Source organism: Noviluteimonas caseinilytica, assembly GCF_018406605.1.
GTDB classification, from domain to species: Bacteria; Pseudomonadota; Gammaproteobacteria; order Xanthomonadales; family Xanthomonadaceae; genus Noviluteimonas; species Noviluteimonas caseinilytica.
In genome coordinates, this window is sequence record NZ_AP024545.1 from 2,678,088 (window position 1) to 2,692,184 (window position 14,097).

The following is a 14,097-nucleotide window of genomic DNA, read 5'->3' on the forward strand; positions in this document are numbered from 1 at the left end:
TCGAAGCGCTACCGCGTTCGGGTTCGCTTGCAAGGCGAGTTGCCCCGCACGAAAACCTTCAAGCGCCTGACGGATGCCAAAGCGTGGGCCGCAAAGGTCGAATCCGATATGGGCCACGGCGCCTACGTACCAACCGCACGTGAGCGGCGGCGTACGCTCAAAGTCCTCATCGAGAAGTACCGCGACGAGTACCTGCCGACCCGTGGGATTCGCGACGAATCGAAGCAGCGGTCGCTCTTGACCTGGTGGGAAGAGAACTTCGGCCACCTAACGCTGGACAAGCTGCAGCCGGAAACCATCGCAGAGGCACGCAGGAAGCTCCAGGCGCGTCGCAAGCGCAACGGTGAGCCATTGAGCGGTGCGACCGTGAATCGCCACCTGGCGGCCCTCAGCGCCGTCTGTAAGTGGGCCTGGAAGGAACTGCGCTGGCTGCCATCTAATCCTGTCCTGGACGTTTCCAAAGCCCCTGAGTCCACGGGCATCGTCCGCTTCCTCTCCGACGCCGAGCGCAACGCGCTCCTGAAAGCGTGTCGGGAATCCTCTGACTCGAACATCGCCACGGCTGTGTTGTTGGCGCTTGCCACAGGCGCGCGCTATTCCAACATCCGAGGTCTGAAATGGAGCGACGTAGACCGCGACCAATGGCGTCTTCGGTTCGCGGAGACGAAGAACGGACAACCCCGTTACGTACCCGTTGTCGGCCCTGCCCAAGTCGCTCTCCAGGCGCACCACGACCGCGATCCGACCGGCGAGGGCTGGGTCTTCAAAGGCGCGCACGACGACGCCCCGGCAGATCTGGACAAGCCTTGGCGAAAGCTGCGTGAGGCGGCGAAGTTGCAGGACTTCCGATTCCACGACCTGCGCCACACGACGGCCAGCTACCTGACCATGAACGGCGCGAGCCTGGCCGAAGTCGCCGAAGCCCTCGGGCACCGGACCCTCGTCATGGCGAAGCGTTACAGCCACCAGACCGGGGAGCACGTCCGTTCGACGTTGGAACGGATGGCGGGCCACCTGACCGAAACACCCGAATCCGGCTAAGCCGGGAAAAGCGGCGCGACCGGGTGATTGAGGCACCCGGCCACGCCTTCCACCGCAGTTCCTTAGGAGAACAGCAATGGCAATCGAAAGCGTATCGCAGGCGGCCCCTACCAAAGAAGCAATCGCTGATATCTACCGCGACCTGTGTGGAATTGTGTCACTCGCGCAGATTCTCCAGGAGGCGAGCCAGAACATCGCTTACGCCAAATCTGGCCTCTACGGCACCGCTTCGGTAATCGAAGATATCGCGGAACGGGCGATCAAGAAGACGGGAATGTAGCCATGAACGCCAAAGTGATCTCATTCCCCAATCGTGGCTTGGCGCACCGCTACGCGGCACTCATGTCGTTGAAGGCGGTGGGTCAAGACAACTACGGGGAGTTCTTCGACGAGTGGCTTGAAGTTGCACAGCGCCTCGTTGAGCGCGGAACCTTCAGCACCGAAGATCTCTCGGAAATGATCGAGCGTCGGCGGCGGAGCCTTCGGCTACAGCTTGAGCACATCGACAGGATTTAGCACGACCTTCCGCGCCTAGCCCGACGGGGCGAAAACGCCGTGACCCCTGCGGCGCTGGCGCGGACTTCTCCAAGGGGCGCGGAGGGAAGCGAATTGGACAAGAAGCCTGCATGGGTTCCCGATTGGGTCTGGGAAGAATTCGTCGAGGGTGCCTATGCGACAGCTGAGGGCCCGGCGATCTTCGCCCAATTGCTTGTGCATAAGGAAATGGAGAAGGTTTGGGCGAGCTTGGAACGAAAGATTCCGCGCATTCAAAACCTGCCAAAGGCGCTCGTGTTGGCTGATTCTGTTGTCATGTTTCGTGAGGAGTTCTCTGGATCTGGCAGGCTGAAGCTCTCGGAGCGACGCGCACTCGCCGACAAGCTAAAGAAGGCATCTGATCAGGTAGTGGCGTGTATGCGTGGACTTCAGACCACAGAGCTTGGGATCATCCCTGACGAAATTGGAGGCGCTCTGGAGATTTCCCTGGGCAAGGTCATGGATGACCTTGGACTGCAATACGGACCAGCAGCATTTCAACGGCTGCGGGAAAGCTACGGAATTGCAGATGCAATCGAAGTTCATTCCAGCGGAAACTCTTTGTTCAGCATGGAGATCTACGATTCGCTGCCCAGCATTCTTTCAGCCGTTAATGATGCGGTCTCCGGCTGGGCAACGACGAAACCAATTGTTGAACGGCCGAATTCTGGAGACGCGGAGCGACGCTACTTTTTGCGTCGATTCACATATCTCTTTCGGTATTGGTATGGACAGCCTCTTCGCGCGAATACGTTGGCCGTGACGTCGATTTTTTTTGACTGTAGCGACTTGGACGAATCGACAGTCGCTACGCTCGCGCCTTGAGTTATCTGCGGATTTACCGGCGCGTTAGCTGGGGGCTGCTAACCCGTAGAAGATTCTCTCCGTAGCACACTTAAACGCCCTCGGCGTTCCAAGGATTCTTTGTCCACCGGCTAATGGCCAAACGTGGGCAACAACAGTGACAACTCGCAATCTTCGGTCCGTAAAGGACTTCGCGGCCAACGGGCCGTTTTCCGAGAGCCAACTTCGCTGGTTCATTTTTCGCGCCAACGATAATGGCCTAGCGGCGTCTGGCGCGCTCGTGCGCGTTGGGGGCCGACGCGTTTACATCGACGCTGATGGCTTCGACCGCTGGATCGCCGCGCAAAACCCCGATGGCCCCGTGTCTCCGCAAGCGGGGAGGGCGCAGGCATGACCACTGTCCGCGCGCACGAACTCCGCGCCTGCCTAGTCGAACTGGCCGAGCGCACCTACGGTCAATTGATTGAGTTGTTCAAGGACGCGACCCCCGAGCGATGCGAGCTCATGGTGCGGGAACTGCACCAGGTGTCCACCGTCTGCCGCCAACTTTCCAGCGAGTTGGTGCAGGGCGAGCCGCCCACCGTCTAACCGCCGGGGGGCGAAATGGCAAACGACACTACGCGGCGCTTCCGCAAGCGCGGTCGCGCGAGTGAGCACAGCTACCTAGGCATCCCGCACTACATCCTGAGGTCGCAGGAGTTCGGCGGGCTGGACCCGTGGGCGCTCAAGCTTCTCATCGAGCTTGCGGCGCACTACACAGGAAAGAACAACGGTGACCTGTCCGCCGCATTCTCAGTGCTGCGTCATCGGGGTTGGCGCAGTCCTGGCACGCTCAATAAGGCGATCAAACGGCTTCTGAGCGAAAGGTGGCTGTTGTCCACGCGAACGGGCGGGCGGAATCGGTGCGCCCTATACGCGCTCACCTGGTGGCCCGTGGACGCATGCAAAGGCAAATGGCTAGAGGTGGTCCCCGAACACAAGGCCAGTCACGCTTGGCGAAAAACACTTTCTGTAGTCGAAATCGGGCCCGAAGTAGTCACGACGTGTAGCAGTTCGGCAAAGGACGTTTCCCCGTGAGCCCGTCACTAGTCGCGAGGTGTAGCAGTCAGCCCCTTTTCGCGCTCGTCATTAGTCGCGAAACGTACACCTTTATAAGTTACCAAGGGCGCAGCCCGTCAAGCCGTGCTGTTGAGGCTGTCAATTCAAGGCTCTGGATGGCGGCGGCCATGTTAGGGGCGCGGCGATGAGGCCCTCTGGCAGCCGCGATAGGCGATCCAGGGTGCCTGCACTGGTTGGCTTGGACGCTGGCGCGCGAGGCATCGCCGACCACATGACCCGAGAAGGCGACGACTTGCTGGTGTGGTTCCGCTCGGCGGGCCGCATGCAGACACAAGAGGTCCAGTTGTACTTGGCACGTCGGGTAATCGCCGCTGGCTGGAACTGCGACGCATCGGATGCGGCTGCGATAATCCGAGACGCAATGCTGCACGTGTTGACACGTCGCAGACCTTGCGCGGCGAAGGTTCTGCGAATGCGAAAGCGCGATTTCCTGGCCTTGCGCTCGCGCGCATCTGCTTGGCTGCGAGCGGGAATCCTTGACGCGAACTGGCGCTATGGAATCGCGGCGGATCTTTGGGAACCGCCGCCACCCTGATCTAGGCAGAATTGCGGACAGGATCAACGCCCCCCGGCACCTGCGATCCTCGCGCGCCACCCCGCGACAACGGGTGGCTTCCAAATTTTAATTGGCCGCGTCATGGGATGAGTCGGCTCGTTGCCACAACGCGAAACGCGCGTTGACTCGGCCTAAACACGCCACGCGGGTTGGGTATCGCCGAAAATCTCCTGGTGCAACAGATTGCCGAGGGGTAGGTAGCTACCTTTCATAAACGCCGCCATCCCAAGAACCCGTTCCGCAAGCTGGTGCTCGTCGTCAGTTTGGATGTTGAGCTTGATTTTTGCGGTGCTTAGCCGCTGGGCACTCAAGACAAGTAATTTCGCCGTGTGCTCTGGTAGATCTGGCAAGAATGTCAGTGTGTCATTGGGAAGGAGTGGGGCAATATTTACCAAATAGTTCCGCCAAGCTGTTGCCGAAAACTTGGACTTTCTGATTTGGTCCTCGTGGTCCTCGATCAGCTCAATAGTGGCTAGCATCTCGGACGCTGCTGTGTAGAAAACCAGCGCAGCGCCATGAGCGTGTTTTTTCTGCCGACGGCCATCTTGCTGGACGGCATAGATCCCTAGGCCAAGAGCGACGATCACGGCTAGGACGTTTGCTACCGCACCCGCCCATTCGGCCGAGTCCTCGGCTCTAAAGAGTTCTGGCCTCCCGGCGGCAATTAGGGAAACAGAAGCGCCTAGAGCGAGGAGCAACACGGCCCGCACCACTCGGCCACGCGAGGCGGCTATTGCAAGCCCCCACGGAGATGACTTAGCCGTCATGGCAATTTCCCCTGAGTCCAATTTTCAAGGAAGCATAGCCCCAGCCGGTCGTTAGACGAACCGCCCGGAAAATCGCCCCGTGTGGGCATATCGAAATCTTTGGCCGGCTCGTTCGCGATGACCGATCGCTTCCGTTCGCATGCGTGTCCGCGATTGGCGGGACGACCCCCGTCCGGCCAATTGCAGGGGTGCGTGCGAATGAGTGCATGCGGTCGGAGGAGGGGGGCTCCCAAAGTTCCGAGCCCCCGATTTGTGGGCCGGTCGTACTCAGTTGCTTTGCTAAATCGGAACAATTTTCAAAATGACCTGTGACAAGCCCGCATCTCCGTGGGGATGGATGACCAGGCCGCGCGTGTGCGCCGTGTGCGCCGCACCCCTGACACAACGGTTCCACGGCCCCCACAAGACCTATTGCAGCGCTCGCTGCCGCCAGCGCGCCCACCGCGCTCGCACAGCGACGCCGACAACCGAACCCTAGGCCAACGAGCCGCGCGCCCCACGGGCCCGCACGCTCGCCCTATGGCTGCGACCTGGCTACGCCGGGGGCGCGACCAACCAACCAATCCCAAGGCTGCCGAGAGGCGGCCTTTTTTGTTTCACAAGGAATCCAATCCCATGAAATCCATGCAAGACCTCCGTATCACCCTCGCTGACCGCCGCCTCCGAATCGACGCCGCGGCCGAAGTCGGAAAGCTCGGCCTGAAGTTCGACTTTGAGGCGGGCAACAACGTCAACGGCCGCAGCGAAATGCTCGCACGACGTGCCGACCTTCGCCGGGTGGTCAACGCGCTCTCCCAGGCTACGCGCGAACTGCTCGACTCGACGCCAGCCACGAAGTGGAGCGCCGACGACCAGAAATCCTATGACGCGAAGTTGAACGCCGTTACCTATTTGCACACGGAGATTGACTTGATCTCCAACATGATCGACCTGGAGGAATGGACCCCGAACGGTAGCTCCCGCGCCAAGCACAACGCGCCGGAACTCCGGGACTCCAACGGCCAGCGTGTTGGGTCCGTGCTGACGACCGAAATGCTCGCGACCGAGCATGAAATCGCGGCCCGCCTCAACATCTCCAACGCTGGCGACACGAACCTCGGCGACTTCTTCCGGGGCGTAGCGAAGATGAAGTCTTCGGAAGGCATCCGTGCGGCGCTGAGCGAAGGCACCGATTCGGCCGGTGGCTACACGGTCCCCGAAGTGCTCATGCCGCGCATCCTGTCGGCCCTGGTTCCAGCTTCATCGCTGCTGACCGCTGGCGCGAGCTTGGCCGTCCTGGGCACGGATGCGAAGACGTTTACTTTGGCGGGCGTTGATTCAATCCCGACCGCTGCCTGGCGCAGTGAAGCGGGCGCGGTTGCGGAGAGTGACCCCGCGTTCCGCGCCATCGTGGTGACCCCGCGCAGCCTGGCGTTCCGGTTCAAGGTGAGTCGCGAACTGTTGCAGGATTCGCCTAACATCGATGAAGCGCTCCAGCAGGCCATTGCTCAGGCGTTTGCGAAGGAAATGGACCGTGCTGGCTTGCGCGGCACTGGCACCGCGCCGGAGATACGTGGCCTGAAGAACATTTCCGGCATCAACACGGTCACCAATGGCACGAACGGCGCGAGCCCGACTAGCTATGCAAACTTCGTCAGCGCATGGCAAGAAATCGTGTCGGACAACGCTCCGGCGCCGAGGGCCGCGATCATGCATCCGCGTGATATGGCGAAGTTCGCGAACCTGGCGGATAGCACGGGCCAGCCCCTGCGCCGTCCGGAACTCCTGGACACCATGCGCTTCGTCCAGACCTCGCAGATCCCGACCAACCTCACGGTGGGTTCGTCGAGCGATACGAGCGAAATCTACGTAGGCGATTTCTCGCAGTTCGTGTTCTTCCTGCGCGAAGGCGTGAGCGTGCAAATGCTCAATGAACTGTACGCCGCAACCGGCGAAATCGGCTTCGTGTGCCATGCGCGCGTGGACGTTGCCGCGTTGTATCCGCAGGCGTTTGCCCTGGTGACGGGCGTGCGCGCTTAACGAATGACGGACGGGTGGGCGGCGTTGCGGCTGCCCACCCCATACGGACAAGGCGTGAGTGTCCGTGTCACGAAATAACCACGCCAGCCGCAGCATTGGGCACTTAGGCCTCCGGGCATTTCCTCGCCGATGTGATGCGGCGCCTATCGCAATGAATTGATGAACGAAACGAGCTTGCCGTGGTTGAAGGTAGTCGCGTTCAGTCCACGAGCCTCCCAGGCGTCGAGCAGTTCTCGCTCTTGCTCGTTAGGCGCGCGGCGGCCGCCACCTCCACCGACGCTGCCTTTGCATGCTCCGGTGGTCAACGTCACGTTCACCATTGGCGAAGTCAGTTGGATTTGCACGCAGACGGGCCCGTCCTTTTGCCGGCCCGAAATCTGAGAGTTGATCCAGTCATTGCTGGCCTCGGAAAGCGGCCTGCTTTGTTCGCCAATTCTGATTTGTCCGTCCACTGAAAGCTCCTGTGTGCGAGCTACGCGCCCGTCTTATTGGTGCAAACGGGGTCGGTGGGCATGAGTGGCCGAGAACTTTTCTCGGATACCAGAAGTAGCCAATTCCCTTTCACGCACCCTCGCCTTGCACGGGGCTTTTTCTTGGAACTGAAACAGTGAGCGTAATCATGGGCATGCAGCAAATTCTTTTTGCGTACGGCGGATCGGGCGGCGGCGGCGGGTTCCAGACCGAAACAAATACCTGGGAGTCTCGCGTAGTCGCATTAGGCGGAACCGTCACCAGCCCCGACAAGGCTCTGGCCGACGCGCTTGTAGTGGCGCTTAAGGCCGGTACGTACTGGTCCAGCCTCCAGTATTTCTTGGCTTTCATCGGCCCTGACACAGTCCACCATCGTGTCCCTCTGATTGACAAACTCAACGTCGGCGCAGCAGGCAACACGGGATTTGTAGACGGTGACTGCGATACGGCAACAGGTCTCGTGAATGCCGCTGGCTCCGCAAAAGTCTTCAATACTCACGTCCGGCCGGACGCGCTCAACGGGGGCGCTACCAATGCAGCCGGAATGGGCATATACCTGCGCACGTGGACGAATGGTTCCGCAGTAGAGCCTTGCGGCACATACGATGCGGCTGCACAACGTTGGGTCATCGATCTGCGAAGTGGGCTGGAAGCGTTCCGATGGTCTGACGTGTCCACGGCTGTGCCATCGACTGCTACGGCGGCAACGGCGGCTCATTATTACGGCCAGGCCGCATCTGCGACTGATCGCAAACTTGCGCGCAACGGGACCGTAATCGCGAGCAGCACGACAAACAAGTCCCTTGGAAATGTAACGGCAGAAATTCTCGTGGCGGGCTGCGTTGACCACGTAGGCGCGTACACGTACACCAAGGGAACCTATGGCGCGTTCTATCTGACTAACGGTGGCCTGACCAACACCGATATTACTAACATCCACAACGACATCGGCACTTACCTAATCACCCCGACCGGCCGATAGCAAAGGGAGTTGATATATCGATTTTTACGGCGCGAAATGTCACGAAAGCGTTTGGGCTCGGCATAAACGACGTGTGCTGAATATCCCATCCAATCAGAAAATCCATTCCGTTGCTCGCATCGAATTGGCGCATACTGAGGGTAAGATCCTTAGCGAAGGTTACGAGCCGCTCTATTCGGTGTTCGTTCCAGTGGATCAGATGCGCAAACTAGCCGATGACTTGAGTAAAGCCGCCGATGCAGTGGAACACCACTTCCACGGCGGGGATGAGACAGCGCAGTAATCCGCAGCAGGGGTTCAGCCTTCACCCTGAGCACGAATCAGCCGTCCCGCGAGCGTTGCGCATTCCTCGATAATGCGCTCGGCCGGATGCAGCATGTCACCGGGAACTGCTCCGGCTGTCTTCAACATTATTTGAGAATGTCGTTCCAGGGCAGACGCGAACGCCTTCAGGTCGGGATGCGATTCGATCATGGCGCCCAGCACGATCTGGAGGCCAAGCAGGGATCCACGAATGTCGGCGGAAGAGTTCATCGGCGAATCGTCCTCGTTTCGGTGTTTGGCAATACTAGTTGGCGCCGCAGTCTCGCCCAAGTGGTCGCAGCCCGCGCGACGGCCCTGCGTAGGATGTCCGCGTGCATCGCTACGTCGCGCCCTCGCGCCCACTTCCCCCTGCCTGTCGTTGGCTGCTACAGCCCGACAGCGCGCACCTGCTCTGGAACGCTGGCTGCATTGCGATGGTTTACACCGATCAACGGGCCGGCTGCTGTCAGTCCGTCATTCAATGGCAACAGGTGCGGCACATCGCGCGCTGCGGCTCGATAGAGCAGGGCATGCGTTGGATCGATCGATGGATGGAAAAGCGCGGAGGGCTGCCTGGCAGCGGGACTAGGAGGGCGGTCAGTCTGCCGGCTTGGGCGCGGTGGGTACGTCACAATTAACGTGCGTAGAGGCCGCGCGCCGATCCACGATTCCTAGCAGATGACTCGCGAGAACAATCAGGTCTGCGGCCTCCGAGGCATCGATAGAGACGGAGCGATGGCTGTGGGGGTTCTTGTAAGAACCAATTGCGCCCGCCATCAAATGCATTAACGCCTCCTGCTCTGCGAACGGGGCGGTTTTGTCAGCCAACGGACCAATGCTGGGCTTAAATGCCCGACGCATCATATCCACGCCTATATCGGTCTCCGCAAAGGCACACGAGTTGCGAGTGCTGACCTCCAGTTCCTTGAAGCTTTGAAATACAGAGGTGTCGTATTCCCCACGAAGAAACGCGGACCAAACTTTCGACGCAATCGTGGGATGTAGGCGCTCTTTTGGAAGCAGGTTGGCCATACGAAAAACGGCAAATTGCACATCGTCGCCTGCCAATCGCTGTCCGCGTCGGGTGATGAAAGACCAATTTCCGGAATTACCTGGTCTTGGCGCCAGCAAGCCCTCACGCTCTAACCATACCCACGCCTCCATGAGCGCCCGTTGCGCTTCGCTTGCGCGCTCCGCTGGATACCCCGCAACATTTCCAGCCAACGTAAAGTTATAGCTATTGAGCTCAGTCTCAGGGGCAGTTGATAGGTACCTGAGTACGTATGCCCCCAACTCCTCTGGTTCCAAGGCGAGGAGCGTTGACACGTCGGGGATCAGCTTCCAAAACGCCATAGACTGCTCGCGGGACAAATTTGGGCCAGTGCCGACAATATCCGGCGTCACCTGACGACACCACCCAATGGCCAACCCATTGATCCCAAAAGGTACCAGCTACCACCAGCAGCCCAGTAACCCGACTTAAAATCCCTCGACCGCAAGGTCATGTGGGTTCGATCCCCACTCCGGGCACCACGCTGCGCGCCGTGGCATGACCGAACCGTTCATGGCAACGTCGATTTTTCGAGCCGCGCCTCACGCTCCTGCGCCCCGGGCTCTGCCATGCTGGCTTCCCGTGTGCGCCTGGGTCGTCGATCCTGGACTGCGTGCGCTTGCCGCCATTGACCAGGATGCCTTTTGAGCCTTTTCGAAAAACTCGCGCGCCGCGCCGCGCGCGTCCCGCACGGCGGGATGGCCCCGAAGGCCGGCGACATCCAGGACACGATCGATCGCGCGCTCGCCTCGGCGGGGATCGACCAGGGCATCCGCACCACGATCGATGACGCGCTGGCCTCGGCCGGCCTGTCGCCGAATCGCACGCCTGTGCCTTCGCCTGCCGACGACGCGGTGCCGGGACAGGACGGCGAGTTCACGACCCGCACGTTCACCAACGCCGCGGGCACGCTGGCCTACAAGGTGTACATCCCGGCTGGCCACGCGGTGACCACGCAGCCCGTGCCGCTCCTGGTGATGCTGCACGGTTGCACGCAATCGCCGGACGATTTCGCCGCGGGCACGCGGATGAACGCCTTGGCCGACGCGCACGGTTTCCTCGTGGCGTATCCGGCGCAGGCCGCGCGCGCCAACGGATCGAAATGCTGGAACTGGTTCCGCGGCGCCGACCAGCGCCATGGCGCCGGCGAGCCTTCGCTGATCGCGGGCATCGCGCAGCAGGTCGCGCAGGACCATCGCATCGATCCGGAGCGCATCTACGTCGCCGGCCTTTCCGCGGGCGCGGCGATGGCGGTGATCCTCGGCGAAACCTATCCAGACGTCTTCGCGGCCGTGGGCGCGCATTCGGGCCTGCCGTTCGCGGTGGCGCACGACGTCGGCAGTGCATTCGCCGCGATGAAGGGCGGCCAGCGCCGCGTGTCCGATCGCGCCACGCATTCGCTGCCCACGATCGTCTTCCACGGCGATGCGGACCACACGGTGGCCGCGAGCAACGGCGACGGCATCGTCGACGACGCGATCGGCGGCTCGCTCCTGCACGCCACGACACAAGGCGACACGGTGCCGGGCGGACGCAGCTACGTGCGCGATGTGTTCACCGACCCCGACGGCCGCACGCGCGTCGAACACTGGCGCGTGCACGGCGCGGGCCATGCCTGGAGCGGCGGCAGCGGGGAAGGGACGTACACCGATCCGGAAGGCCCGGATGCATCGGCGGCGATGGTGCGCTTCTTCCTGCAGCAGAAGAAGGCAGCGATCGCTACTGCATGAGGTCCCGCGGATTGCGGAACCGCGCGGTGTTCAACAGCACCGCCTGGCGGCCGGCGCGATCCTGCACGTCCACCAGCTCGCACTGGCCCAGGTTGGTCGAGGTGGCATAGACCGTCATCGTTGCCTGCACGCCCGGCGCGATGACTTCGGGGACGAAGCGACCTTCTTCCACGCCATAGCTGAAACGCATGTGGCCCCGCGGCGACTGCACGGGCTTGTGGCCCGTGTTGCGCACCGTGACTTCGGCGCGCGGCATGCCTGGATCGGGGAAGCACTCCACGTTGAGGATGGTGAGGTGGGGCGCACTGCCCGGCAGTTGCGCGTGCAGCTCGCCGCGCAGGCTGGACCACGGCACGAACTTCACCAGCGCCAGCACGACCACGATGGCCAGCAGCCATTTCAGGGCGGTGTTCGCGGTGATGCCGGGGGCCCGCTTCGTGCGCATCGCTCCACTCCCAACGTTCGACTTCCGGGCACCTTAACTACCATGGTTCGAAGCGGCCGTCGTCGGACGGGCGGCACGGTTCGTCCGTGCGACCACCGGCGGCAGCGGACCGACGAAGTGAACCGCCCCCCACCGCCCATGCCCGCTTTGACCGGACATTGATTGGCAATGGGGGAGGTTGGGGCCCGAACGCAAGGAGCACCGCATGGCCCGTCCTTCCCCCGCTGCACTGGATGTCATGGAACACATCGCCGAAGCGATGGACATGCTCACGGTGCTGCTCGCGTCGATGGACCACATGGACGAGCACGCCGTCGCCGAGGAGATCGCCCGCGCGCGCGCCGAGTTGCTGAAGGCGCGCGCGACCGGCGCCGAAGTGGTGCTCGAGTTGTTGAACCTGTCCGAGCAGCGCGAATTGATGCAGGGCGAGATCGATCAATTCCGCGATCGCACGCATTGATCCTGCGCAAGCGGCCGGGTCACCCGGTGCACGCAGGTAACCCCTTCAGCTTCGAAAGCCGCGCGTGCGTGCGGCTTTGCCTGAACGCGGGTGCCCTTCACCTGCAATTGATTTTCACGCTCGCAGTCTGGCCGGGACCATTCGAAACGCAAGCCAGCGCAGCTTGCCAGGGGAAATCGCAATGACCACACCCGTCCTCCGCGCGGCCGCGGCCGCCCTCGTCCTCACCGCACCGCTGGTTGCCACGTTCGCTGCGCACGCCGCGACGCCGGCGGGCAAAGTGGTGTTCACCCGGACGGCGCTCGCCGCCGATGCCACCGCCAGCAGCCGCTCGCTGTGGATCCTCGACCTCGGCAACGGACAGGTGCGGCAACTCACCACGCCGGCCGACCGCACGTTCGACATGGCGGCCACGTGGTCGCCCGACGGGCAATCGCTGGTGTTCGATCGCGGCACGACGCGGGCGCGGATGGATTCCCGGCACGTGCTCGAAACGATGACCCCCGACGCCACGCGACCGAAGTTGTTGCTGAGCGGCGTGGGCGATTTCTCGAAGCCGGCCTGGGGCCCGAACAACCGCATCGCGTTCATCCGCCAGGACAGCGTGCGCGCTGCGCAGTGCGTGTCGCTCGTGGATGGCACGGGCCGCATCCGCCGCACGTTGTATTGCCCTGCCGCGCCGATCCAGCTGATGCGGCCCACGTGGTCGGCCGATGGCACGCACCTGTTCGTCGCCGCCGGCTATCCGGAAGGGCGCCTGGAGCCGGTGTGGCACGCGCTCGCCTACAGCATCGACGTCGCGACCGGCGGCGCCACGCTGCTGAGCGACATCGTGATGGAAGAACAGCTGGACCTGGAATTCTCGCCCGATGGCACGCGCGGCGTGTACAGCGACAGCGTCGCCAACGACATGACGCTGGTGGATTTCCGCACGGGCGAAGCGAAGGCGCTCCCGCGCGGCCACGCCCCGAAATGGTCGCCCGACGGTCGCCGCATCGCGTACACCGGCGAGGTGTACGAAGTCGGCACGGGCGAATTCCGTTACTACGAACCGCTATACGTGATCAACGCCGACGGCACGCGCGTGCGCCGCATCACCGACTCGCGCGTGGACAACCACGCCTACACCGCGGCGCAATGGTCGAAGGACAACGTGCATCTGCTGGTGAACCGTCGCACCTTCGACGACGTGTCGCTGACGATCCCGCGCTTCGGCCTGCGCATCATCGATGCGGACACGCGCGCGCTGGTGAACCTGCCGGCGGGTTACGCGGAAACGGGCGGGTGGTTCGAGCCCTGAGTCAGAACGTCACGGTGACCTGGACGGTGTCGGCATACGTGCCGACATCGACGTTCTGCAGGGCAGGGACGCGACCGTAGATGGCGCGCGTGGCACGGCGATTGCCGCCGGCGGGATTGGTGCCGACGCAGCCGTTGGCGGTGACGCCCGTCGTGCACGTCACGATCGACGTGCCGGCATTGCCGTCGCCCCACGGTGTCGCGCGCGCGAGATCCGTGTAGAGGCCGTAGGTCATCTGCTGTGCGCCCGACAGCATGCGGCGGTTGGCATAGGTGCCGCCGCCCCCGGGACCGAGCGCGATGTCGACCGTCAGCGGATTGCCCTGGCAGTCGATGGCCACCTGGCCCGTGCCGTCCAGCGGCGTGGTCGACGAGGTGTCATACACGCCGAACGAAAAGTCGGTCGTGTTGACCGTGCAGTTTTCTGCCGCGCGCGCATCGAGCGCCAGGCCGAGCCAAGCGAGCCCGACCAACAACGCCCCTGCGCGGATGTGGTTCCAGGAAGTCACCGGTTCG

General features: G+C 62.3%; 16 protein-coding genes. 10 read left to right on the top strand and 6 right to left on the bottom strand.

Translation table 11 applies throughout. The annotated features are described in order from the left end of the window. Positions 1 to 39: 39 nt before the first annotated feature. From LYSCAS_RS12930 to LYSCAS_RS12950, 5 genes are all read left to right on the top strand, one after another. Positions 40 to 1,041 carry a tyrosine-type recombinase/integrase gene (locus tag LYSCAS_RS12930; protein ID WP_244858542.1) on the top strand — a complete coding sequence of 334 codons (1,002 nt, stop codon included), beginning with the start codon at positions 40 to 42 and terminating at the stop codon, positions 1,039 to 1,041. A gap of 76 nt (positions 1,042 to 1,117) precedes the next feature. Then, positions 1,118 to 1,321, top strand: coding sequence for a hypothetical protein (locus LYSCAS_RS12935; RefSeq protein WP_213434436.1), 204 nt, complete (start codon positions 1,118 to 1,120; stop codon positions 1,319 to 1,321). Between the two features lie 2 nt (positions 1,322 to 1,323). Next, positions 1,324 to 1,557 (top strand): hypothetical protein, encoded by a 234-nt coding sequence (locus LYSCAS_RS12940; RefSeq protein WP_213434437.1) that lies wholly within the window; start codon positions 1,324 to 1,326, stop codon positions 1,555 to 1,557. A gap of 93 nt (positions 1,558 to 1,650) precedes the next feature. Next, complete coding sequence (locus LYSCAS_RS12945) at positions 1,651 to 2,400, top strand: hypothetical protein (protein ID WP_213434438.1); 750 nt, start codon at positions 1,651 to 1,653, stop codon at positions 2,398 to 2,400. Between the two features lie 369 nt (positions 2,401 to 2,769). Then, complete coding sequence (locus tag LYSCAS_RS12950; RefSeq protein WP_213434439.1) at positions 2,770 to 2,967, top strand: hypothetical protein; 198 nt, start codon at positions 2,770 to 2,772, stop codon at positions 2,965 to 2,967. A gap of 1,218 nt (positions 2,968 to 4,185) precedes the next feature. Here the strand turns inward: LYSCAS_RS12950 and LYSCAS_RS12955 are convergent. Further along, the gene (locus tag LYSCAS_RS12955; protein WP_213434440.1) at positions 4,186 to 4,755 is read right to left on the bottom strand and encodes a hypothetical protein; all 570 of its coding nucleotides are present in this window, start codon (positions 4,753 to 4,755) and stop codon (positions 4,186 to 4,188) included. A 681-nt stretch (positions 4,756 to 5,436) separates the two neighbouring features. Here LYSCAS_RS12955 and LYSCAS_RS12960 point away from each other — a divergent pair. Then, complete coding sequence (locus LYSCAS_RS12960) at positions 5,437 to 6,840, top strand: phage major capsid protein (protein WP_213434441.1); 1,404 nt, start codon at positions 5,437 to 5,439, stop codon at positions 6,838 to 6,840. 143 nt (positions 6,841 to 6,983) lie between these two features. Here LYSCAS_RS12960 and LYSCAS_RS12965 read toward each other — a convergent pair whose 3' ends face one another. Further along, complete coding sequence (locus tag LYSCAS_RS12965) at positions 6,984 to 7,292, bottom strand: hypothetical protein (RefSeq protein ID WP_213434442.1); 309 nt, start codon at positions 7,290 to 7,292, stop codon at positions 6,984 to 6,986. A gap of 167 nt (positions 7,293 to 7,459) precedes the next feature. Between LYSCAS_RS12965 and LYSCAS_RS12970 the strand changes: the two genes are divergently transcribed. Beyond that, positions 7,460 to 8,293: a hypothetical protein gene (locus LYSCAS_RS12970; RefSeq protein ID WP_213434443.1), complete on the top strand. Its 834-nt coding sequence runs from the start codon at positions 7,460 to 7,462 to the stop codon at positions 8,291 to 8,293. Between the two features lie 297 nt (positions 8,294 to 8,590). On the opposite strand, the gene LYSCAS_RS12975 is transcribed toward LYSCAS_RS12970, so the two are convergent. After that, complete coding sequence (locus tag LYSCAS_RS12975; protein WP_213434444.1) at positions 8,591 to 8,827, bottom strand: hypothetical protein; 237 nt, start codon at positions 8,825 to 8,827, stop codon at positions 8,591 to 8,593. A gap of 366 nt (positions 8,828 to 9,193) precedes the next feature. Further along, a complete protein-coding gene (locus LYSCAS_RS12980) occupies positions 9,194 to 10,024 on the bottom strand; it encodes a TIGR02391 family protein (protein WP_213434445.1) in 831 nt (276 codons plus the stop codon). A gap of 267 nt (positions 10,025 to 10,291) precedes the next feature. Here LYSCAS_RS12980 and LYSCAS_RS12985 point away from each other — a divergent pair, with 267 nt between their 5' ends. Beyond that, a complete protein-coding gene (locus tag LYSCAS_RS12985) occupies positions 10,292 to 11,377 on the top strand; it encodes an extracellular catalytic domain type 1 short-chain-length polyhydroxyalkanoate depolymerase (RefSeq protein WP_213434446.1) in 1,086 nt (361 codons plus the stop codon). On the opposite strand, the gene LYSCAS_RS12990 is transcribed toward LYSCAS_RS12985, so the two are convergent. Next, positions 11,367 to 11,822, bottom strand: coding sequence for a hypothetical protein (locus LYSCAS_RS12990; protein WP_213434447.1), 456 nt, complete (start codon positions 11,820 to 11,822; stop codon positions 11,367 to 11,369). The two genes, LYSCAS_RS12985 and LYSCAS_RS12990, sit on opposite strands and share 11 nt — an antisense overlap. Before the next feature lie 205 nt (positions 11,823 to 12,027). Here LYSCAS_RS12990 and LYSCAS_RS12995 point away from each other — a divergent pair, with 205 nt between their 5' ends. Together LYSCAS_RS12995 and LYSCAS_RS13000 are read left to right on the top strand one after the other, a co-directional pair. Next, complete coding sequence (locus LYSCAS_RS12995; protein WP_213434448.1) at positions 12,028 to 12,282, top strand: hypothetical protein; 255 nt, start codon at positions 12,028 to 12,030, stop codon at positions 12,280 to 12,282. A gap of 181 nt (positions 12,283 to 12,463) precedes the next feature. Next, positions 12,464 to 13,582 (top strand): TolB family protein, encoded by a 1,119-nt coding sequence (locus LYSCAS_RS13000; protein ID WP_213434449.1) that lies wholly within the window; start codon positions 12,464 to 12,466, stop codon positions 13,580 to 13,582. A gap of 1 nt (position 13,583) precedes the next feature. Here LYSCAS_RS13000 and LYSCAS_RS13005 read toward each other — a convergent pair whose 3' ends face one another. Next, a complete protein-coding gene (locus LYSCAS_RS13005) occupies positions 13,584 to 14,090 on the bottom strand; it encodes a Csu type fimbrial protein (RefSeq protein ID WP_213434450.1) in 507 nt (168 codons plus the stop codon). Positions 14,091 to 14,097: the final 7 nt, after the last annotated feature.

Excerpts from the sequence above, each read along its gene's own strand:
- LYSCAS_RS12960 (WP_213434441.1), top strand. The coding sequence starts at position 5,437 with ATGAAATCCATGCAAGACCTCCGTATCACCCTCGCTGACCGCCGCCTC.
- LYSCAS_RS12940 (WP_213434437.1), top strand. The coding sequence starts at position 1,324 with ATGAACGCCAAAGTGATCTCATTCCCCAATCGTGGCTTGGCGCACCGC.
- LYSCAS_RS13000 (WP_213434449.1), top strand. The coding sequence starts at position 12,464 with ATGACCACACCCGTCCTCCGCGCGGCCGCGGCCGCCCTCGTCCTCACC.
- LYSCAS_RS12970 (WP_213434443.1), top strand. The coding sequence starts at position 7,460 with ATGGGCATGCAGCAAATTCTTTTTGCGTACGGCGGATCGGGCGGCGGC.
- LYSCAS_RS12935 (WP_213434436.1), top strand. The coding sequence starts at position 1,118 with ATGGCAATCGAAAGCGTATCGCAGGCGGCCCCTACCAAAGAAGCAATC.
- LYSCAS_RS12995 (WP_213434448.1), top strand. The coding sequence starts at position 12,028 with ATGGCCCGTCCTTCCCCCGCTGCACTGGATGTCATGGAACACATCGCC.
- LYSCAS_RS12990 (WP_213434447.1), bottom strand. The coding sequence starts at position 11,822 with ATGCGCACGAAGCGGGCCCCCGGCATCACCGCGAACACCGCCCTGAAA.
- LYSCAS_RS12975 (WP_213434444.1), bottom strand. The coding sequence starts at position 8,827 with ATGAACTCTTCCGCCGACATTCGTGGATCCCTGCTTGGCCTCCAGATC.
- LYSCAS_RS12950 (WP_213434439.1), top strand. The coding sequence starts at position 2,770 with ATGACCACTGTCCGCGCGCACGAACTCCGCGCCTGCCTAGTCGAACTG.